Here is a 20,292-nt window from a genome sequence, read left to right on the forward strand (position 1 = left end):
TAATTCGCGCGACCTTCCTGCTTATGCCTGTCGGATCTACGTCGCAGCGTCCCGTGCAAGTATTGGGCTTTGAGGAAACATGCCCCCTTACCCCGCTGCGCCGCCTCTATCCGCTTCCTGTTCGTCAGGCCAGCATTTTGCCTCGGGCTTCCTTCAGATTCGCAGTCACCCGCGACACCCTTGCCTCTGGCTAACACATCCCCCCTTTCCGGGTGTGTAGAGGACTTGCACCTCCAAGTCACCAGCGTGGCCACCACAGCCAAGCTGGTTGCGCTTACGCGCAACGCGCCATGCATGGCGCACAAGCAAAAAGGCCGGTCAATGACCGTAATGCTGTTCACTTAAGTATTTGAGTCCCAGCCGGGCTTCCCCGAAAATCCGATGCCAGACCTCTGGCATCGGATTTTTTATGTCTGTTCAACAGGACCTGCTCGACCTCGGCGACCTTTTCAACTTCTGCGACCTGAGCACCTTCACCCAAAACATCCCCATAGAGTGGGTAGCGTCTGCGCTGGATCTATCCAGTCAGGCCACCATTCGCCGACGGCGCCTGCCCGCTGATCAAGTGCTTTGGCTGGTGCTCGGCATGGCGCTGTTTCGTGACGAGCCGGTTCACGAGGTGGCCAGACGCTTGAACATTTGCGCCCAAGGCCTGGCCTCCGACCACTTATTGGCTCGTAGCGGTGTAACCGAAGCTCGTAAACGGCTCGGTGCCGACCCCGTTGAGTGGTTATTCCGCAAGACCGGGACCCAATGGGGAGCGGAGCGCTATGACGGTGATGCCTGGCACGACCTGCAGGTGTTCGCAGTGGATGGAGCACTCTTACGTACCCCGGATACGTCCGAGCTTCGAGAACACTTCGGGTCGGGAAACACCCCGAGCGACCGCCAGACTCCGTTCCCCATGCTGCGTCTGGTCGCGCTGATGAATGTGCGCTCGCACGTGATCCTGGATGCTCAATTGAGCCCTTACCGACGCAGTGAAATGCGCTTGGCCGATGAGTTCCTACAGCAGATCCCCGACCACTCCGTGACGCTGTTCGACAAAGGGTTCTGGGGGGCCGAACTGCTGTCGAGCCTGAACAGAGCCGGCACCCACCGTCATTGGTTGATCCCGGCAAAAAAGGGACTGGTCTGTGAGGAAGTAGCCCGTTACAGCGAGCATGATCGCCTGCTGCGCATGAAGGTCTCGCCGCAGGCCAGGAAGCGAAACCCGACACTTCCAACGCACTGGGAGGCGCGTGAAGTCAGCTATGAAATTCAGGGCAAGCTAAAGACCGTCATGACGTCGTTGCCAGCCGATACCTATAACACCAAGGCCGTCGCCAAGCTTTATCAGGAACGCTGGGAGATCGAGCTGGGCTTCAGGGACATCAAGAGCTCGATGCAACAGAACGCAATGACTCTGCGCAGCAAAAAAGTCGACTTGGTCTATCAGGAGGTGTGGGGGCTTTTGTTGGCTTACAACGTCATTCGCCGGGAAGCCAGTCAGGCGGCAGTAGCATTTGGTCGAGCACCGTCGGATATCCGTTTCAAACCGGCCTGCCAGTACATTGCTGTTCAATTGATCGTGATGGCAGCAGCCAACCCGATTTCAGCCACAGGGAGACGATTGGCAGAATTGAGGGCGGGGGTTGGAGGGTTGTTTCGTAAGCGCTCCATGAACCCCACATTCAAAGCGCTTAGTTGATCCCGGATGCTTTGCTCCCGATTCCCTCAGGAGCCAGCCCGCCATGATGCGACCCGATGCCAAAGTCGAAAAAGTCTATCTCTACCCCAAACCCGTGGACTTTCGAAAATCCATTGATGGCCTTGCCGCGCTGGTCGAACTGGATATCAAAGTCGCTGTATTCGACCCTGTGCTTTTCGTCTTCCTCAACAAGCCACGCAACCGCGTGAAGATTTTGTATTGGGAACGCAACGGCTTCTGCCTTTGGCTCAAGCGCCTCGAATCCGAACGATTTAAAACATCGCCCGATGCCAACGATGAAGCGATCATCCTGACTGTCCAGGAACTGAACTGGCTACTTGATGGTTTTGATCTGTGGCGCAACCGTCCTCATCAGGTTTTGACGCCTCGATACGTGGCCTGATTCGGTATAATCCAGGGCATGATTTCCATGCCCGAAAACCTCCCCGATGATCCTGAATTGCTCAAGCAGATGCTTGCGAAGATGCAGTCCAGAGTCGGTTTCCTCGAAGAAGAAAATGCGCTGTTACGTCAGCGCCTGTTCGGACGCAAGTCCGAGCAAACGGCTGATCCGGCAACGCCGCAGTTGGCCCTGTTCAATGAGGCGGAAAGCGTCGTCGAACCCATTGATGAAGCCGCAGAAGAAGAGGCTGTTGCGCCGACCCAGCGGCGTGGCAACCGCAAGCCGCTGCCGGCCGATCTCCCCCGTATCGAAATCATCCACGAACTGCCCGAGCGTGAACTGACTTGTGCCTGCGGCTGCCGCAAACACGCCATCGGCGAGGAGGTCAGCGAGCAGCTTGAAATCGTGCCGATGCAAATCCGCGTGATCAAACACGTCCGTAAGGTTTACGGTTGCCGTGCCTATGAAACGGCACCGGTCACTGCGGACAAGCCCGCTCAGTTGATTGAAAAAAGTATGGCCAGCCCAAGCGTGCTGGCGATGCTGCTGACCACCAAATACGTGGACGGTTTACCGCTTCACCGTTTCGAAAAAGTGCTGGGCCGCCATGGCATCGATATCCCGCGCCAGACCCTGGCCCGCTGGGTTATCCAGTGCGGCGAACACTTGCAGCCACTGCTGAATTTAATGCGCGACCAGTTGCTGGAAAGCCGAATCATCCACTGCGATGAAACCCGCGTGCAGGTGTTGAAAGAGCAGGATCGGGAACCCAGCAGCCAGTCCTGGATGTGGGTGCAAACCGGTGGCCCGCCCGACAAGCCAGTGATCCTTTTCGACTACTCCACCAGCCGGGCGCAGGAGGTGCCGACGCGCCTGCTTGATGGCTATCGCGGATATGTGATGACCGATGATTACGCCGGTTACAACGCGCTGGGCGCGCAGGACGGGGTTGAACGTCTAGGTTGCTGGGCGCATGCACGGCGCAAATTCGTCGAAGCGCAAAAAGTGCAGCCCAAAGGCAAGACGGGACGTGCCGACATCGCGCTGAACCTGATCAACAAGCTTTATGGCATCGAACGCGATCTACAGGCCGGCAACGACGGCGAGCGTAAAACCGGTCGTCACGCGCACAGCCTGCCGGTGCTGGCTCAGTTGAAAAACTGGATGGAAAAGACACAGCCTCAGGTCACAGCTCAGAACGCCCTGGGCAAAGCCATCAGTTATCTGGCCAACAACTGGAACAAACTTGCGCGGTATGTCGAGGAAGGCTACTTGCCGATCGACAACAACCCTGCCGAACGCGCCATCAGGCCCTTCGTGATCGGAAGGAAGAACTGGTTGTTCAGCGACACGTCCAAAGGCGCGACGGCCAGTGCCCAACTTTACAGCCTGGTCGAGACAGCCAAAGCCAACGGCCAAGAGCCCTATGCGTGGCTGCGCCACGCACTTGAGCGCCTGCCGACGGCTTCTTCGGTTGAGGATTACGAAGCTTTACTGCCCTGGAACTGCTCGCCGGTATCGCGTAGTTAAACGCGCTATTTATCTTGATGGCTGGCGGGGTTTACGGTGAGCTTAAAGAGTACGAACGGAGCAACGATCATGGAATACGACGATAAACTGATTGAAGAAGCCGTGCTTGCCCTGTTGGCAACCTTCAGCTTTGATAACGGCAATGCTTGGAAAGGGTTCGACTTCGAGACCATGAACCGATTACATGAACATGGTTTCATCAGTAATCCGGTGAACAAGAACAAATCGATTTGGTTGACGGCTGAAGGGTTGGAGCGAGGTCGGCAGATAGCCGACCGGTTGTTTGGGGTAAGAACTCAAGTGGAGCATGTATCCGACTCGGATATCTGACTTCATACCGCGGCCATACGGTAGGTGGGGTTTATGGATCGCATACGTTGTTTCTGGATCACCGCCCAAGGCCTTCAAGGCCAAGGACGGTGAAGATTTCAAAAACCCGGTTTCCGGTGGACCGTAAGGCTGCTCCGCTTAAGTGAACAGCATTACGGTCAATGACCGGCCCCTAGCGTTGAGTTACAAGCTTAGTTCACCTGAAGCTTTTCGCGGTTCTTGTCCAGAATCGCTTTGCCTATCCCTTTCACTTCAAGCAGTTCGTCTACAGACGAAAATGACCCATTATTCTCACGATAAGCAACAATCGCCTTGGCTTTGGCCTCACCGATACCGGACAGCTCACGCTGCAACGTTGGTGCATCGGCTTGATTGAGATCGACTTTGCCGGACTGTGCCTTAGGGGAAACTTCCAGCACCGAAGGTGCATTGCCCACTTCGGGTTTCGCCGCAGGCGCAGCAATTGTGGCAACAGAAACGCTGGTGAGCAGGGCAAAAACCAGAGAGTAAAAATAGCCAGTACGCATAGATGAAGCTCCATAACATCGTTTGAGAAAGCAGCTTTTCCGAAGCTGCCCTCTAAACTTAGGCGATTGGATGGAACTGTCAAAAGTGTGTCGGTTACAGGATGTGAAACAATCAGGGGTCGAGGCGGCGTTGCTGGTAGATCCAGTCGACGATATCCCCGTCAGGCGTATATCCGCTGACGGTTTCGCGCAGGAGCTGACGCACGCGAGCGTAGTCGTCCTGATCAACTGCCACCAATAACTCCGTTAAACGTCCCTTGAGGACGTCCCAGGGCAGATGGTCTTCATTGGCACTCATGATCATCGGGTGCTGGGTGGCCGCGACGTTGTCACCTATCAACAACTCCTCATAGAGTTTCTCGCCGGGACGCAGGCCGGTAAATTCGATAGAGATGTCGCCTTGTGGATTTTTTTCCGACCGAATGCTCAAACCCGACAGGTGAATCATTTTCTCTGCCAGTTCGACAATCTTCACCGGCTCGCCCATGTCCAGGACAAACACATCGCCACCCTGCCCCATCGAACCGGCCTGGATCACCAATTGGGCGGCTTCGGGAATGGTCATGAAATAACGAGTGATCTTCGGGTGGGTGACCGTCAACGGGCCACCGGTCTTGATCTGGCGGTGGAACAGCGGAATGACTGAACCCGACGAGCCCAGCACGTTGCCGAAACGAACCATGGTGAAACGGGTTTTGTTAACGCGTGACACATTAGCCTTGTCGCCGAACAGGACGGGGGCGATTTCGCGGCTCAGGGCTTGAAGGGTCAACTCGGCAAGACGCTTGGTACTGCCCATCACATTGGTAGGGCGAACAGCCTTGTCGGTGGAGATCAGCACGAAGTTGGAAACACCCGACTGCAATGCCGCCTGGGCTGTATTGAGTGTCCCGATCACATTGTTCAGCACGCCTTCGGCGATGTTGTGTTCCACCATCGGCACATGCTTGTAAGCGGCAGCGTGATAGACGGTGTCCACGTGCCAGGTCTTCATGACATCGAGAAGTTTGTGCTGATGACGGATGGAACCAAGAATCGGCAGCAACTTGATCGATACCGACTCACGAATGCCACGCTGTTCCAGTTCCGAGAGAATGCTGTAAAGGTTGAACTCGCTGTGTTCGAACAGTAGAAGCGTGGTCGGTCTTAACGAGAAGATCTGACGGCAAAGCTCTGAACCAATCGAACCGCCGGCCCCGGTGACCATGACCGTCTTGCCTTTGATGCAACGTACAAGCAGATCCGGTTGCGCCGGCACGGCATCGCGTCCCAGCAGGTCTGCGATGTCCACTTCCTGAATGTCCTCAACCTTCACCCGGCCGCTGGCCAGATCGGTGAAGTTAGGCACGCTGCGCACATGCAGCGGGTAACCTTCCAGCAAATTGAGAATTTCCCGGCGCCTGGCTCGCGTCGAAGATGGCAGCGCCAGCAGAATTTCCTGCGCACCGGTCACGTCGATCATCTGCTGGATATGCTTGGGTTTGTAAACCTGCAGCCCGGAAATAGAGCGGTCGGCAATGCTGGAATCGTCATCGATAAACGCGACCGGACGCATGACCCGGCCCATGCGCAGCGCGGCTACTAGCTGATTGCCTGCAACCCCAGCGCCGTAAATTGCGACTTTAGTCAAACCGTCATCACGACTGGTGAACGGGACATGCTGGGCAGCGGAGAACCAGTCCCCCACGAAATACTGGCGCATGCAAAGGCGCAAGCCGCCGATAATAACCAGGCTCAGCCACCAATAATTGAAGATGATGGAGCGAGGTACAACCGCTTCGTGGTTGCTGTACCAATACACTACGAGTGCGAGAATCAGGGAAGAAAGACTGACCGCCTTGATAATCGCAACGAGGGCGTCGTTTCCGAAATAGCGCATAACGGCCCGGTACATTCCGAACCTGATAAACAGAGGGATGGCGATGACGGGTGCGCTGATAAAAAGCCAGAAATGAACCCTGAAAGGGTTATACATATCATCCACACCCAGGCGAACAATAAAAGCCAGCCACAACGCGGCCCAGACAAGCAGCACGTCCGTAAAGACCTGGATCAACCGTTTTTGCCGCCGAGGCAGCCCCACCAAAAAAGCTCTCACTCTATCCATATGCCTTTCAACCACCTCAGCTTGCTCCGTTCAACTGAAACTGAAACTGAAACTGAAACTGAAACTGAAACTGAAAACGATATTCGGAGAGCCCAATCAGTGCAGATCATCACTCCAAACCTAAAATGAACCAAACGGGCCGGGCTCCGCGAGCACCTTCAGTTGAAATCTGGGATTGTCCTTGGCTAGCGAAATCAAATTCTAAGCCAATCCCATAATACAAACGACAAAAATCGTCGCTACTGCTCTAGCACGAGACTATGCCGCCAGATTTGCGCATGACGCCTTCCTCGCCGTAAGGCCACGGTCGGTCCCAAAGACAGCGCTGTTAGGCGGCTGACTCCACAGAAAGATCGGGAGCACAGCATCCAGCATCGAATTGCATCCTTGTATGTGGGGTATTGGAACAACTACAAAAAGCCGCTATGTGCATGTTGAGTTCATTAGTAAAAATATCCTTTAACTCAGCAATTGATAAACAAGAATCATGCGGGAAGTTCCCGCCACCAATCAGGAGCCTGCCCGAAAAACTTGAAGATGAATATCGTTCGGCAGTGACTGCCTAATCAGTTCACCCTAAAATAAAAACACTAAGAAAAGGCAAAGTATCAAATACCATAAACTGACAAACCAGAAAACGAAATATTTGAGCAGGCCTCAGGATTAGAAAGGTCAAATCTCAAACCTTTCAAAAAACCTTCCCCGTGATACTGCTTGAGTTGAGGAATGGCAATCAAGTTTAAACCTTTATGCAAACTCAACATAATGCTGTCTTCTTCGACCGGACCACTTTTTTGTCCGCCCCACCAAAAAATTTGCATACGTGGTTCTACCCCGGTGCCTTTACATTCAAAGTCAAAAGCAATGAGTGTACGGCCTTCCGTGCGAGTATCATTTGGCGTGATATTGTAAATAAATTTTGGATCAATACCTGTTACCGAGTAGCTATTCGACGATGTCTTGTCCAACTGATAACTGATACTCGGTTCCTTAAGCGAAACGGGCGCATCAGAAAGACTCCGTAAGACTAGAGCATCCGTATTCACAAAGAATATTTTATCGAAGTTCAAGATTAGCATCGTCCCTAAAACAGCAATGAACAAACCAGCCGCATGTATCCAAGGGCCCACTTTAACAACTCTGAGCCTACAGCCTAATAGCATAATAATGAAAGCAACAGTAGTGGCCAGCACACTCCAATAAACGTATCGAAAATCCGCCATTGCAGTTAGCGGCACATACCCGCATATATAAAATATTGCCGACGACAGCAGAGCTTGAGAAATAGCACGCGCCCTAGAGCGCATCATGTATAAACTGGCTATTAATAGAATACTAGCAAACCACAACCACCAAAAAGGCTTGAACAAAAATGGAAAATAGTCTGCCGATGTCGATACGTAGCTATTAACAAAGGACGTTGCGTCGCTCGCTTCGCGAACAATCCCCATTGAATTTGAGTCCACACCGGGTTGCCATATAAAATAAGGCATCATTCCGGGTGACCTAATTAAATATGAGAAAGCCGCCAACCTAAATTGTAAGTAGTCGAGAGGATGGGTCGTTACCTGAGCAATCCATTCTTTTTTGACCTTCTCATTATAAATATTGGCACTTTTTGAATCCGCAGAGCCGGGAAGACAAAAACTTCGGCCGACCAATTTACCCTGCCCAACGACCTGGGTTGCACAGCGCAGAATATCCCCAAATTCGGTATCAGGAATAAGACTGACACCCTGCTTAATCGACATAAAAGCAAGGTCATCTACCATCATATAACTTGACGGATTAGTCTTTTCGGCAGCCAAATAGTTATAATTAAATAAACCCCCAATAAAAACCACAAAAATCAAAGTACAAAAGGAAACACAAACATTCCGCCACCACGCTAAGTTTGGCCACCACCCATTCACTACCATCAGCATCAATGGGAACGCTGCGAAAATACCGTTATATCGAAGATTGATGGCATAAAACATTAACAACAAAAACAAAAAAACATTAACCAGCGTTCTTTTCTGAATGCCAATGGCGACAGCCAACAACAACGAAAATGCCATACCGACATCTTTCCAAAGCACTCCGGAAAAATTGAGGACCCATGGCAAATAGAAAACTATCCAAATTGCCCATGCATATCTGTATCCCGAAAAAAAAAGATTAATCAGATACAACCCTGCGCATAATAAGGATAAATGTAAGAATAGAAGACCTTGAGGCCCGTTAAAAAAGAGGTTCAATCCTGACCAAACCCAAGACATAACCGGAGGATGCCAGTCACTATAATTATGGGTCTGCGCGATATCATACTGAGAGAAAGAATCGGCGGACATAAAACCCGGGGAATAAATCGCCCACCCTACAATCAGGCTGAACAAAAAAAGAAACCCACCTTTGATAACAAAGCCTCGATTCATTTTTCTCAACCTTTGTTCATTGGTTTGCTTGGGTTATATCTACCCAGACAAGCATTTATCAAAACCTTCATCAGAGAGTAATTCCCTCGTATACTAGATATCTTAGTAGGAACCTCGCCTTTGGGATATTTTCTAATCGTTGCTATTTCTAAACACTTATACCCAATCGACGGTGCCCGATAAGATAGATAAGCTAGCAATTCATAATCGAGAAACACGTCCCTGAACGGCGCGACTCTCTGATCCAGCAATAAAGATTTGCTATAACCTCGAAAACCCTGGGTTGTATCAGTCCATTTGAAACCCGATGCTAAGCTTAACAAAGGCGCATGAATAAGGCGTATTGCAAGATCTCTGATTTTTGGAGTGTTTTCTGCAATTCCTCCGGATACAAATCGAGAAGCCTGAACAAAATCAACCCCACGCTCGATTTCTTGTATAAAGCGGGGAATCGCTTCTGGGTCATCTTTGTCATTCCCGTCGATACTGACAATCCCTTTGTAGCCTTGATCGAGCGCGAAGGAGTAAGCACAGCGCAATTGAGAACTAAGTTTCCCCGGACCTGTTTTACGTAGCAGACCTTGAACACCTTTCGCTTTCAATATTTCATGCTTTAAAGAACCATCTGTACTTCCGCCATCTACAATAATAATGTCTGCCTGCTCATGAATACGCAGAGCGAACATTTTATCCAACAAGCTCCTGATACGATCACCTTCATTTATAACCGGGATCACAACGCAATAAGAATGCAATTTCCCGAGAAAAAACTCTGACACAAACTCAGGAACCTGCCACTGATCCCTTGGCACTTCATCTATCTTTAAACCCATATCACTCACCTAAATTTTTTAGACAACACGAACCGTAATTAGTCCAACTCCGACAACAACCATCACAATTCCCAATATTGTTGTCCAATGAAAAGTCTCGTGAAAAAGAAAGGCGGAAAAAACTGCGACCGTCGCAATAGCGCCAGCCGTCAAAACAGGGTGAGCAACATTCAATGGTAGTCGTGACAATGATGCCGCATATAATAAAAAGGCAGCACCATAAAGAAACAATCCTATCCAAAATGGTATGTTACTAAGCGCCCCAATTGGATCACTAAGGGAAGGAAATTTCCTTGGCGGCATCATGGCCATTTTAACAAGTACACTAGCCGAAGCATTTGCCAAAATTCCAAGTAGGAGAATTGCCCATTTCATCTTTTGGGTACCTTTTTAGGAGCCCGATAGTAGCTAGAAGCCACCTTAATTGCTCTTTCCACAGATTGAATATGGGACTCCTGCGTAGTAGCAAGCATCTCAATAGTCAATGTATGATCAGGAAGGTGCTTCAGGACAGCGGCTGCAATGTCTTCATGCTTGGTGTCTAGATCACCGATGGGAACCAAGTTCGGCTCACTAATATGCACGTGGCCAATGAGCTCTGCACAATGTTCGAGAATATCCGCAGCCGACTCTTGATTTATAGTCAAAGCCCCAATATCCAATTGCATTTTTATGTTCTTATGAGCAACAGCCCTAACCACGTCCGCGGTATCAAGGCTTGTGGTCATAAAGTTCGCGCCGTAACAAGGGGGATTAGGCTCTAGGCATACCGTAACCCCATGAGACGCGGCAACATCACCCATGGCCTTAAAAACATCAACAGCGATTCGCCTAGCCGCATCATCTTTTATGCCAGATCGATCACGATTCTTTGGAGACCCGAAAACCAGGTGTTTCGCTCCGATACCTGCACCAATTCTACAAACAGAAGCGATATGCTTTATCAGGCAATCTCGACTATGTGAGGATCCAAAGACATTCAATCCTGTTGTACCAAACAACAAAGCCTGCATCCCTGATATTTTAATATTACGCTGGCACCACCAATCCTTGACGAAAAGTATCTCTGTATCCGATGCCTGCTCCGGATATTGAAAGTACTTTCCTGGCGCAATATCAATAGCGTCAATCTCATGACGCACTAACAGCTCGGCGATTGAATTATCTTCTGAGACATCCCAAGCTATATTTGAAATAGCTAGACGCATCAAACTACTCCCTTGCTAACCAACACCGGTAGCTCCGACTGTGCATAAGCACGAATTGCCTGCACCGTCTCGCGTTGGCTGTACTGGTATCTGCCAGTTCCACCAAATAACCCAGCGTGTTTTGTTTGTACATCATAGATAGCAGTTAAATCAGCAATCCGATTCACAAAGCTTTTTCCAAAACCAAGCTCTGATACTTCCTGAACACTAATAGGGCTGGCAGAAAGATGAATCAATTTCAGATTGTAGCCCATCGCTATTTCGATATCGGGCCAGAGATTTACCATAGGATAAAACTGAAATATGCCCCGACTATCAACAGAATGGACATTGTTATCATGAAGAAAATCAAAAATCACATTCTTTTTCAATCCGGGGCCTACCAAACCTGGTAACCGAACGATTAGGCTATTAGAAAAATTGTTCTCAACAAACTCTTCCAATAATCGACGATTATTTCCGTACGCGTGAAGCCCGTCAACATCAACAATAGTATCTTCATCGACCCCTACAGGATTTTTGAACACATCGACGGTACTAATAAGAATAAAATGCTTACACGTTATAGATTTCAAATGAGATATTAATTCAGCTATTTTTTGATGGTCTGCTTCAGGGTCACGATTAGCAACCCATTTTTGCGCAGGAGCACCAGCACAAACCACCGTATCAAACGACTTGTTACGGATTTCACCGATATTTGTAGATCTGTAAAGGTGAGTGAACGACGTTTGCTTTAGCAGAGTTCCCCCTACAAAGCCGGAAAAGCCAATAAGTGCTTTATTCATATTTTAACACCTCGAAGACTACAGGCATCGCTTACATCAAACTGTTCGGAATCCAGCTTCTCGAGCACGTCATAGATATTGTCTATTTTCCCGCCAAGAATTGAGAAGCAGCCTGGCATATCAGCATGTTTTTCAAATAATATCGGACGCCCATCATCCACTTCACTTTTCATCAATACCGTCTTAACTTCGAAAAGCGAGTCAACAAAAGTCGCAGATTTAAAACTAGGAATATATCGGGTTACATCACGTACCATACGATCTACTCTTGTTGCCTTTTCATACTCATGTAATCGCAGATATGGATCTGAACCCACTCTATCTTCCCAGTTAAAATGCGGGGTATAACGAACATGAGATAACGTATGCAACGATCGAGAAGGAAACGGCATAACCGAAAAAAAAGGACCATCCATGACGGTAATACCCACTTCACTCAATACACCGGACAACTTAACTAAAGCCATCTCAGTAACCTCGTGCTTCAACCCGCTTCTGATTCCTGGAAAATCACCCTTAATCTGATTCAAACCACTGTATGTACAATTGAATATATATTTCGCGGAAACTTCTGCCTGAATACCTTCACCATCTAGAGTACGGACACACAGCACCCCGTCGGTTTTTTTACCGATTGAAGTTACTCTGGTACTTAGTTTAACATTAACCGAATACTTAGCGAGCTGTGACTTTGCCCAAGACGCAAGTTTAGTAGAGTCAAATGCATACTCTTCAACCTCAAATATATCTTCTACTAATCGCGGTTCAAAGAGGCTGCGAAACTGAGCTTTCGCCGGTCGAAAATCGGCACCTATGTCCCGACAGAATCTTTCAAACTGTTTTGCGGTAACCTTCGAATTTCTCCGAGCAATTGCATAGAGTTTGGTAAAGTCACCGTTAATAATGCTTGGCCAATCCGCCAAAAATTTTGGCAAATTTATGCGACTACGATAAGCGGTCGTAAAGCTTCTTGGATAGTGGTAACCATTATGGACTCTTGCTTGATTGTTGTATGACGCCCGCGCTAACAGTTTGCCCTCACGCTCAACCAACAAGACATTTTTCACGCCTCTTTGCTTTGCAAGGTAGACAGCAATGGCGGTTCCATAAAACCCCCCACCGATCACTACTGCGTCCACATCAGGCGTCAATTCCAGCATCAAAAATTCCCCGACACATCGGGGGTAAGACGAGCGTTCAATGGCTTGTCTTCTTCGATGTTTAGCTTTTCCCTACGGGTCATGCAAGCGCTCGTAAACTCTTGGGCTACATGATAAGGAGGTCCCTCGTTTGATAAGCTGACCATATTTAATATGTACTCACCCAACACAAGTAGCACCAACGAAATCAAGAAAAACATTCCTGATTGTTGTAGTGAGAAACTAATCCACCCTGGGGCAACGTTGGATTTGAACAGTGCGATCGCAACTACATACACCGAGTAAAAAAGGTTCGCGACAGCACCAAACATCGATAATGTTGTGACTAGTCGCATTGGAGCTCTTGTTGTAGAGACCAATAACCGCATTCCCCTATCGACACTTTCAGCTAGCCTCTTAACCGTTTTTGACTTAGGTACAGAGTGATAGCTGAGATTCACACGAACAAAACCACCTGTCGCGGGCAAGTGCCTATAAGAAATAGCCGGTTGAGGGTGCTGCAATATAAAATTTATGACTCGCTTACTGAGTAAGCGATACTGTGGAGCTTCATTTTCCAAATGAACGCCATTGAAACGGCTATACATCTTATTAAAAATAGAATATGCAAACCTATAAGCTAATGTTTGAGTAGTCTTTTGTTCATTTTTTGCGAAAACTACATCAGCACCACTGACGGCATGATCGAGCATTTTTTCGACATAGCGTATATCGTCAGTTAACGGGTCGATTACAGCAACGAAGTCACCAAGAGCATTTTCGAGTCCAACCCAGGAAGCTGTATCCCAATCCACTTCCTTGGTCAGCGCATAAATCTGTAAATTTGGAAGTCCTGACTCCCCTGTCAGCCCTTTTAACCTAAGGACGCTATCGTCGTCAGAAGCGTTATCAATAACAATCAGTTCATAGTCACTGGTAAGAGGTCGTATGGCAGCAGTAGCTTCTTCAAGAAGACTTTGAAGATTTTCGCCCTGGTTGCGTAAAACACATACAACGGATAGAAACACGGGGAAACTACTCATATAAATCTCCTGACTACAAGATGCCTGGCGGTAGAGTTTTCAGCGTACTTCTACAGACAGGTAACAAAATACAAAAACCAATTTAACTCTAAACGATTAGCTAGTTTAACGTACGCTGCGCCTTCGCGTAGCACTTCAAAAGTTGCAAAGAAAAGTCGAGAACCGTATGAAAGCTTCAGGCTATAAGTTGAGTTTCGTCACTCGCACTCTCTTGATTCTCTACTAAACCCAGCTGACTGCATGATCTGCGCCCTTTTGTCCCTGCAAGGAAAATACTCGTTATTTTGCCACAATGTGACCTAGACAAAAAGCTTCAGGTCAGAGGCTAGGCCACGAACGAGCGAACCAGCCGCGGGGGACCGATAATGAGAGGTCGATTCCATTGATTTAACCAAGCCAGAACTCCGTTTGGCTCCATCACTTGGTGAATCATTCGAATGAAAAATCATCAAGCGTCACCCTTCAGCTCTGTCCCACCGGCGTTGAGCCTCCATGCAAGCACACTTAATGGCGCATAGGCGATGAGCAATCCAACAGAACCATCGAGCCCATAACACGTAACAAAAAGTGCTAAGGGTAATAACCAAAAAATGTTGATAAGCCCTACGCCGATAGTTACGGGCATATGGCCACCTGATTTACGTGACGCAAATTGGTAAGCATGACTCCTGTGGGCTTCGTAAACTTTTTCTCCACGGATCAAGCGACGTAGCAAAGTGACCGTCGCATCGACAATGAATACCCCCAACAGGATAAGCCATGCCCAAAAAAAATCAGGCGCAACTCGAGCGGCTTGAAGAGAAAGCAAACCAAGCATAAGCCCAAGAAATCCACTTCCGGCATCTCCCATAAAAATACGAGCCGGAGGGAAATTCCAGAACAGAAATCCAGCCACACCAGCGGAAAGGAGGAGCGGTCCCCAAATCAGATTTTCAGCTCCGGCGATCCAATACAGTGCACATGTGCTCAAACATACGCTAACGGCCTCAACACCTGCAATTCCATCAATGCCATCCATAAAATTATATAGATTCAACATCCATATTAAATAAAGAACGCCTAGAATCTGTCCCAACCAACTAAAATCAAATACTACTCCACCTAGTGTTATTGATGGAAAACCGCCCACCCAAAACAATATCCAGATGGAGGCAATGGCATGTGCCAATAGACGCCAACGAGCAGCAATGTGACCATGATCATCCATGAAGCCGATTACCGAAACAACTGACCCACCTATGACTCCGGCCAACATCGTTTCATATGATATAAATTGGCACCACTGCATAAAAAATAAAGACAGTATAAACGCTATAACTATAGACAGACCTCCCCCGCGCGGTGTTGGGATTGCATGTGAACTACGCTCGTTAGGTATATCCATAAGACTTTTTGAAAGCGCATATTTCCGTAATAGCATAGTCAGAAAAAAAGATATCAAAAAAACAAATAGTACTGACCATCCAACATTCATCATTTATTCCCCCTAAGAAAATGCTCAGCTGTCAATTCCAAAGCCTTATCCACATCAACGGGCGGAGACCAACGGAGTAATTTTTGTGTTTTACTAATATCGACCTGTAACGAATCAAACAACCGAACAGAAAGAGAGCGTTTTCTCAGTAAAACTAAAACTGGTTTCATCAACCAAACTGGAACAGGGACAAGTCTTGCTGGCTTTCCCAAGGAGCGTCCTAAATGACGGAGTAGTTCGGTAGTAGACAAATCTTTTCCGTCACTAACCAAAAAAATCTCGTTCGCAGCGTTTGAATGTTCAAGACAAACCTGAATCAAATCAACAAGATTATATATTGCAACAAAACTACGCTGATTGAATATCGCTCCGAAAGGTAGAGGATAACCTCGGTTTAACCAGTTCATCATCGAGAGAAAGTTTGCCTTTACTCCAGGACCATATACCAATGGAGGTCTAATAATTACTACTTCCATTCCGGTTTCTTCAGAAATTTTTAGCAATGCAGACTCGGCTTCAAACTTGGAAATACCGTAAGGATCAGAAGGTGCAGGAGGGTCTTCCGGCGTAAAGGGAGTACTTCCTCCACTCTCACCGTTAACCTTTATAGAACTTAGAAAAATAAATCGTTTAACGCCACAATCTGCAGCCTGAAGAGCTAAGTTAACTGTACCCGCGACATTTACTAACCTAAACATTGCGAGAGGATCGGATTCCTGATCACTCATTACATGCACGCGAGCGGCCGCGTGCACTATCACATCGACATCAGCCAACGCTCCACGATATGAAGTACCAGAACGCAAATCTCCTACTGTACGCGTTGTAATATTAGGCGGGAACGTTACACCATTAGATCTAACAGCCGCAAACACATCATATCCAGAAAACTTTGCCAAGCTCGTAACGAGTGCTGAACCAACAAGTCCCGACGCACCGGTCACTAGAATTTTGGTTCGTTTCATCGTACTTTAGATCCACGTTAGAATACTTAAATATGTTCGCGTTGGGTAGATCCCATAAGTCTATAGAACGCCGTAACAGCATCATTCAATCATGATCTATTACAGCGCCCCAATAAAGCATAAAACTATCGAGCGATTATTTTCTTTATCAAACCAAGTACACCATCTCGCTTGAGTACCCGAATCACCGCCTTAACGTTTTGGGTCGCAACTTTCCGCGACATCAAACTCTGCTTAACCAAGCTACCGACACTTGGAGAACCTACACCACTATCTACAGGTTGATTCATACCACTATTCGTTTCCGCCTTCCACCAACTAAAATAGCTAGGCTCTTCTGAGCTATAAGGAAAAGGAAAGACTTTTTGTACATCAACTCTTTGCTGATAAAGGCGACGAGCTTTCGCCGGGATAGATTCGCCATTATCAAACTGGCCAAAATACCAACCTTTGAGGGCGATATCCCCCTGACCTTCTGCTTTTATATCCTTCGCATATATATCCCACAACTCTTGAGCCACAGCCTGGCTTGATGCATAACGCGCTAGCATGCCAAATCCTGCACCGCTGTCATAACCAGTGAAGTGGTAGAAGCGAAGTGGGACACCGGCAACCAGAAAGGTACCATTATCATCTTTGCTCAAAGGGCGATGCGCAATGTTCCAAGTAGCCACGTTGCAGCCACGATCTCTTACTATATGCAAACTGCTGAAAAATGCCGGGGCCAAGTCACACCAGCGTTGATCTGTAAAGATCCCTGCTGGAATATCATCACGGCAGAACAGGCGAAGTCGATTAGCCCACCATTGAATAAAACCTAAACCCTGACCATTTGTGCGCGCGGCAAAGAAACCCAGGTTATAAACACCGTGTTTCAATGCAGACAGTTCATTATCACAAATCGAAGCTACGTCAGACTCCATATCTAACAAATGAGGTGTAAGTAATATTTCATGCTTATCTAGAAGTTCGTCAAGAACAGTTAGTGAGTTGAATACTTTGATATCTGGATCAAGGTACATAATCTTATCTACGCCGGGGCGCTGCGCCATAACTTCTGCCGCAGTGCCTTTGACTGCAGTGCATAGTTCAACAACCGTATGGCCGAATGCCCAACGTTTCCAATCGGGAATTCCAAGATTTTCGATAGTCAACACTTCATCGAATGGCTCTGCAGCCAAGTCAAATCCTACTGGAAGATCATCGGAGTAAAGCAAAACAAACGTCCAGTCAGGATGGAACTTCTTGACCGACTTTGCGAGTACTCGAGCTTTGGGCAGATAACTTTTAGTAATGGAAGTATAGACAAGCATGATTTACTCCTTCGCAGCTTGATGAATAGAGTTAACGGCGGCCAGTATCTCTGCAGGCGACGCACCGACGGGCACTACCTTGCCCAGGCGATATTCTCGAACCCGCCTTCCTTGAGCGCCTATATCAAACGCTACAATCGGCATTCCCATCTCTATTGCTTCTGAAATCGTATAGCTGAATGTTTCAGGAACGATGGACGCCATAAATACGACGCTAACGCCCAGAGAATCTATGAGCGATGGTAACTCACTCGGAGAATAGCGCCCATGAATTATCGCGCTAGGGGGTAACTGAGTATAGCTTTCACCAATGATATTTACAGGGACGTGCAGTTTTTGTTGATCAATGTAGGAGCACAATTCACTTATAACATTCCCACCCTTGATATGGGAAAGAGTGCCGATGACACCGATACTCACTGCGCTCGTAATATGAGTCTTCTCTGCACAGCGAAAGTACTGCGACGCATGAGGTACCACCTTAATTTTTTCTTGATCAATAGAAAAATCTGTTCGCAAAATATCAATGGAAGAACTATCAAAGCAGGTAATCACACTACATGCATCAAATAGGCGCTGAAAGGGACTGCGCCACACATCAATATCTACAGCCAAATCGCTTTTATCAAACCAAGTGTGGTACCAGCTCAAATTTCTAGGCAGGCATTGCTTACAAACATTATGATCAACGGGAACAGCGCAGTATTTCTGCTCGTAGTCCGACAAATGCGGAGACGGGCAAAGAGAATGAAAGTCATGAACTTTAAAATCCAAAGAACTTTCCAACTTACGTTGAAGCCCTATAATCAGATCGATTGCTTCCTCAATATGCTTATAGCCGTACAGAGAATTAATAATTATATTTTTGGCATTAGAATGACGGAGACATCCGAACAGCTCATCAAGGCCGGACGATATATAGATGCTGTTATCAGACGACAAACTATTCCGAAGCTGAACGTACCAGTCTCCGTCCCAGCAATAAACCCTTAAAATAGAAATATCCGCAACTATAGTAGCGGAAATCAATTCGGCAGTGTATGTATTTGACCCACCGCCTCCATTATGATCAAAAATGATTGTATCAATACAAAGTTCCGAATGCTCCAGCATGCTCTTAAGCTGCTCCAACTCGCCTGCTTGCTGTTTAGCTACCACGTTAGCAATTTCAACTGGCGAGTTTTCTGCCTGGCGAAACATCTGAAATTTATTTTTCAACGACGGCAAACCGCCACTACGAAGCTCGTTCCAGATGGTTTTTAGAAGTTTAATCTGGCCATTCAGGCCTGGGTTTTTTTCCCCGTAACTCAATAAAGTACTGAATAGCGTCCTGACTTTATAAAGAGCTCGACCGATACGCCGCAAAGGCTTCGTCATGCGCCAAGACGTCGATGTAACCAGTCGTTGTATATCTGAATGAAGCGAATAAATCTCTTGTTGTCGCGACTCAACATCGACAGACAGCAAGTCGATCCTTTGACTTAGTTCATATATCTGGGACTCTAACGTTTTTAACTCATCCTCCTTTTCAACTAACTCAGCATCACGCTGCCACAGAATCTTGACTATCGCGGCATTACTCTTCTCCGCTTCCTCTAGAGCTTTTTCATTATCCGAATTTTGTTGAACCGCCAAAGGGGATGGGTAATAAATACCAAGTTTTTCAGCAGGGTTCGTATGAGCCAGCACTTCATGAGCATATTGTGGTTTATGCAGCAAAGGCAAAACGAAGTCCTCTAGACTCCTCAGTTCAATTAGATCTTCGAAACCTTCCAACTCAAGCGTTTGTACGCTTGAAGTGGAGGCCAGCAGCAGCGAAACCTCTTTGCCACTACCAAAAATATTATTAGATACGCCATTGAAATTATTTGGATTATAGGCTGCCGACAACATACCGAACACACGATAATTTAGCGACTGACAGAATTCAAAAATTTCATAACCAGAGAATAACGAATTACATTCACAAAAGATCAAGGGTTGATCTTTTTCAATCACTTTAATCGCGCCCTCCAAGACACGCCGCTCCATTCCCTCGACGTCTAACTTTATAAAGTCAACGGTAGACACACCCAATGAATCAACTGTAGAAATTTCGACCTGATATACGTTGTTAATTTTTTCAGGAATCAGGTTGTCTATTGATAGACCGCCAAAATTAACTGACTCGGTAATATCAATTGCTTCAAGGGCAATGTAGCCAGTAGTTTCCGCGAGCCCTTTATTGAATGCAGTGACATGCTTTAAGTGATTGGCAAGAATATTAGAGCAAAGTACCTGATAAATTTCCTTGCGCGGTTCAAATGAGTACACTCGCCCGCTTTCGCCCACAAACTGAGCAAACGCCAGCGTGTGGGTACCGATAAATGCACCCACATCAAGCACATTCATTCCGGGTTTGATAAGTTTACTCAAAAAATCAAGTTCGTCGCCCGCCCACTCTCCATAAAGTGATAACGAGTGAGAAACAATTTGGTCTGCGGCTATTACGTTCATTTTGCCGTATTTAGTGGAAATCACTTCAA

Annotated in this window: 16 protein-coding genes and 1 pseudogene; 4 read left to right on the forward strand and 13 right to left on the reverse strand. The window is 47.5% G+C overall.

Annotated features, from left to right (window positions below; all coding sequences use genetic code 11):
- Positions 1-409: 409 nt before the first annotated feature.
- The 4 genes and pseudogenes from LOY55_RS22065 to LOY55_RS22080 all read left to right on the forward strand — a co-directional run.
- Positions 410-1,669, forward strand: a pseudogene (locus LOY55_RS22065) (IS4 family transposase); the annotation flags it as partial.
- A 64-nt stretch (positions 1,670-1,733) separates the two neighbouring features.
- Complete coding sequence (gene tnpB, locus LOY55_RS22070) at positions 1,734-2,093, forward strand: IS66 family insertion sequence element accessory protein TnpB (RefSeq protein WP_052966798.1); 360 nt, start codon at positions 1,734-1,736, stop codon at positions 2,091-2,093.
- Positions 2,094-2,111: 18 nt separating this feature from the next.
- The gene (gene tnpC, locus LOY55_RS22075; protein WP_258666707.1) at positions 2,112-3,623 is read left to right on the forward strand and encodes an IS66 family transposase; all 1,512 of its coding nucleotides are present in this window, start codon (positions 2,112-2,114) and stop codon (positions 3,621-3,623) included.
- Between the two features lie 69 nt (positions 3,624-3,692).
- Positions 3,693-3,953, forward strand: a complete 261-nt coding sequence (locus LOY55_RS22080; protein WP_046027818.1) for a DUF6429 family protein — start codon at positions 3,693-3,695, stop codon at positions 3,951-3,953.
- A gap of 191 nt (positions 3,954-4,144) precedes the next feature.
- On the opposite strand, the gene LOY55_RS22085 is transcribed toward LOY55_RS22080, so the two are convergent.
- The 13 genes from LOY55_RS22085 to LOY55_RS22145 all read right to left on the reverse strand — a co-directional run bounded on the left by LOY55_RS22085 (position 4,145) and on the right by LOY55_RS22145 (position 20,287).
- Positions 4,145-4,480 (reverse strand): helix-hairpin-helix domain-containing protein, encoded by a 336-nt coding sequence (locus LOY55_RS22085; protein ID WP_258666709.1) that lies wholly within the window; start codon positions 4,478-4,480, stop codon positions 4,145-4,147.
- 112 nt (positions 4,481-4,592) lie between these two features.
- Positions 4,593-6,587 carry a nucleoside-diphosphate sugar epimerase/dehydratase gene (locus LOY55_RS22090; protein WP_258666712.1) on the reverse strand — a complete coding sequence of 665 codons (1,995 nt, stop codon included), beginning with the start codon at positions 6,585-6,587 and terminating at the stop codon, positions 4,593-4,595.
- A 608-nt stretch (positions 6,588-7,195) separates the two neighbouring features.
- The gene (locus LOY55_RS22095; protein ID WP_258666715.1) at positions 7,196-9,004 is read right to left on the reverse strand and encodes a hypothetical protein; all 1,809 of its coding nucleotides are present in this window, start codon (positions 9,002-9,004) and stop codon (positions 7,196-7,198) included.
- A 5-nt stretch (positions 9,005-9,009) separates the two neighbouring features.
- The gene (locus LOY55_RS22100; protein ID WP_258666718.1) at positions 9,010-9,837 is read right to left on the reverse strand and encodes a glycosyltransferase family 2 protein; all 828 of its coding nucleotides are present in this window, start codon (positions 9,835-9,837) and stop codon (positions 9,010-9,012) included.
- Between the two features lie 18 nt (positions 9,838-9,855).
- On the reverse strand, positions 9,856-10,212 hold the full coding sequence (locus LOY55_RS22105; protein WP_258666722.1) for an EamA family transporter: 357 nt from the start codon (positions 10,210-10,212) through the stop codon (positions 9,856-9,858).
- The gene (locus LOY55_RS22110) at positions 10,209-11,045 is read right to left on the reverse strand and encodes a sugar phosphate isomerase/epimerase (protein WP_258666723.1); all 837 of its coding nucleotides are present in this window, start codon (positions 11,043-11,045) and stop codon (positions 10,209-10,211) included. Before LOY55_RS22110 ends, LOY55_RS22105 begins: the two co-directional genes overlap by 4 nt.
- Positions 11,045-11,833 (reverse strand): pyridine nucleotide transhydrogenase, encoded by a 789-nt coding sequence (locus LOY55_RS22115; protein WP_258666726.1) that lies wholly within the window; start codon positions 11,831-11,833, stop codon positions 11,045-11,047. Before LOY55_RS22115 ends, LOY55_RS22110 begins: the two co-directional genes overlap by 1 nt.
- Positions 11,830-12,993: an FAD-binding oxidoreductase gene (locus LOY55_RS22120; protein WP_258666729.1), complete on the reverse strand. Its 1,164-nt coding sequence runs from the start codon at positions 12,991-12,993 to the stop codon at positions 11,830-11,832. The genes LOY55_RS22115 and LOY55_RS22120 overlap by 4 nt, the downstream gene beginning before the upstream one ends.
- Positions 12,993-14,015, reverse strand: a complete 1,023-nt coding sequence (locus LOY55_RS22125) for a glycosyltransferase (protein ID WP_258666731.1) — start codon at positions 14,013-14,015, stop codon at positions 12,993-12,995. The genes LOY55_RS22120 and LOY55_RS22125 overlap by 1 nt, the downstream gene beginning before the upstream one ends.
- A gap of 448 nt (positions 14,016-14,463) precedes the next feature.
- Complete coding sequence (locus tag LOY55_RS22130; RefSeq protein ID WP_258668361.1) at positions 14,464-15,489, reverse strand: glycosyltransferase family 4 protein; 1,026 nt, start codon at positions 15,487-15,489, stop codon at positions 14,464-14,466.
- Positions 15,489-16,454: an SDR family oxidoreductase gene (locus LOY55_RS22135; protein WP_258666734.1), complete on the reverse strand. Its 966-nt coding sequence runs from the start codon at positions 16,452-16,454 to the stop codon at positions 15,489-15,491. The genes LOY55_RS22130 and LOY55_RS22135 overlap by 1 nt, the downstream gene beginning before the upstream one ends.
- A gap of 125 nt (positions 16,455-16,579) precedes the next feature.
- A complete protein-coding gene (locus LOY55_RS22140) occupies positions 16,580-17,767 on the reverse strand; it encodes a glycosyl transferase (protein ID WP_258666737.1) in 1,188 nt (395 codons plus the stop codon).
- Positions 17,768-17,770: 3 nt separating this feature from the next.
- A complete protein-coding gene (locus LOY55_RS22145) occupies positions 17,771-20,287 on the reverse strand; it encodes an FkbM family methyltransferase (protein WP_258666739.1) in 2,517 nt (838 codons plus the stop codon).
- Positions 20,288-20,292: the final 5 nt, after the last annotated feature.

This window comes from Pseudomonas sp. B21-040, assembly GCF_024748695.1.
In the GTDB taxonomy this organism is placed as follows: Bacteria; Pseudomonadota; Gammaproteobacteria; order Pseudomonadales; family Pseudomonadaceae; genus Aquipseudomonas.

Bases quoted from the DNA above. Each gene is read 5' to 3' on its own strand.
- LOY55_RS22130 (WP_258668361.1), bottom strand. From the start codon at position 15,489: ATGAATGTTGGATGGTCAGTACTATTTGTTTTTTTGATATCTTTTTTT.
- LOY55_RS22110 (WP_258666723.1), bottom strand. From the start codon at position 11,045: ATGCGTCTAGCTATTTCAAATATAGCTTGGGATGTCTCAGAAGATAAT.
- LOY55_RS22095 (WP_258666715.1), bottom strand. From the start codon at position 9,004: ATGAATCGAGGCTTTGTTATCAAAGGTGGGTTTCTTTTTTTGTTCAGC.
- LOY55_RS22125 (WP_258666731.1), bottom strand. From the start codon at position 14,015: ATGAGTAGTTTCCCCGTGTTTCTATCCGTTGTATGTGTTTTACGCAAC.
- LOY55_RS22135 (WP_258666734.1), bottom strand. From the start codon at position 16,454: ATGAAACGAACCAAAATTCTAGTGACCGGTGCGTCGGGACTTGTTGGT.
- LOY55_RS22090 (WP_258666712.1), bottom strand. From the start codon at position 6,587: ATGGATAGAGTGAGAGCTTTTTTGGTGGGGCTGCCTCGGCGGCAAAAA.
- LOY55_RS22085 (WP_258666709.1), bottom strand. From the start codon at position 4,480: ATGCGTACTGGCTATTTTTACTCTCTGGTTTTTGCCCTGCTCACCAGC.
- LOY55_RS22100 (WP_258666718.1), bottom strand. From the start codon at position 9,837: ATGGGTTTAAAGATAGATGAAGTGCCAAGGGATCAGTGGCAGGTTCCT.
- LOY55_RS22080 (WP_046027818.1), top strand. From the start codon at position 3,693: ATGGAATACGACGATAAACTGATTGAAGAAGCCGTGCTTGCCCTGTTG.
- LOY55_RS22115 (WP_258666726.1), bottom strand. From the start codon at position 11,833: ATGAATAAAGCACTTATTGGCTTTTCCGGCTTTGTAGGGGGAACTCTG.
- tnpC (WP_258666707.1), top strand. From the start codon at position 2,112: ATGATTTCCATGCCCGAAAACCTCCCCGATGATCCTGAATTGCTCAAG.
- LOY55_RS22120 (WP_258666729.1), bottom strand. From the start codon at position 12,993: ATGCTGGAATTGACGCCTGATGTGGACGCAGTAGTGATCGGTGGGGGG.
- LOY55_RS22140 (WP_258666737.1), bottom strand. From the start codon at position 17,767: ATGCTTGTCTATACTTCCATTACTAAAAGTTATCTGCCCAAAGCTCGA.
- LOY55_RS22105 (WP_258666722.1), bottom strand. From the start codon at position 10,212: ATGAAATGGGCAATTCTCCTACTTGGAATTTTGGCAAATGCTTCGGCT.
- tnpB (WP_052966798.1), top strand. From the start codon at position 1,734: ATGATGCGACCCGATGCCAAAGTCGAAAAAGTCTATCTCTACCCCAAA.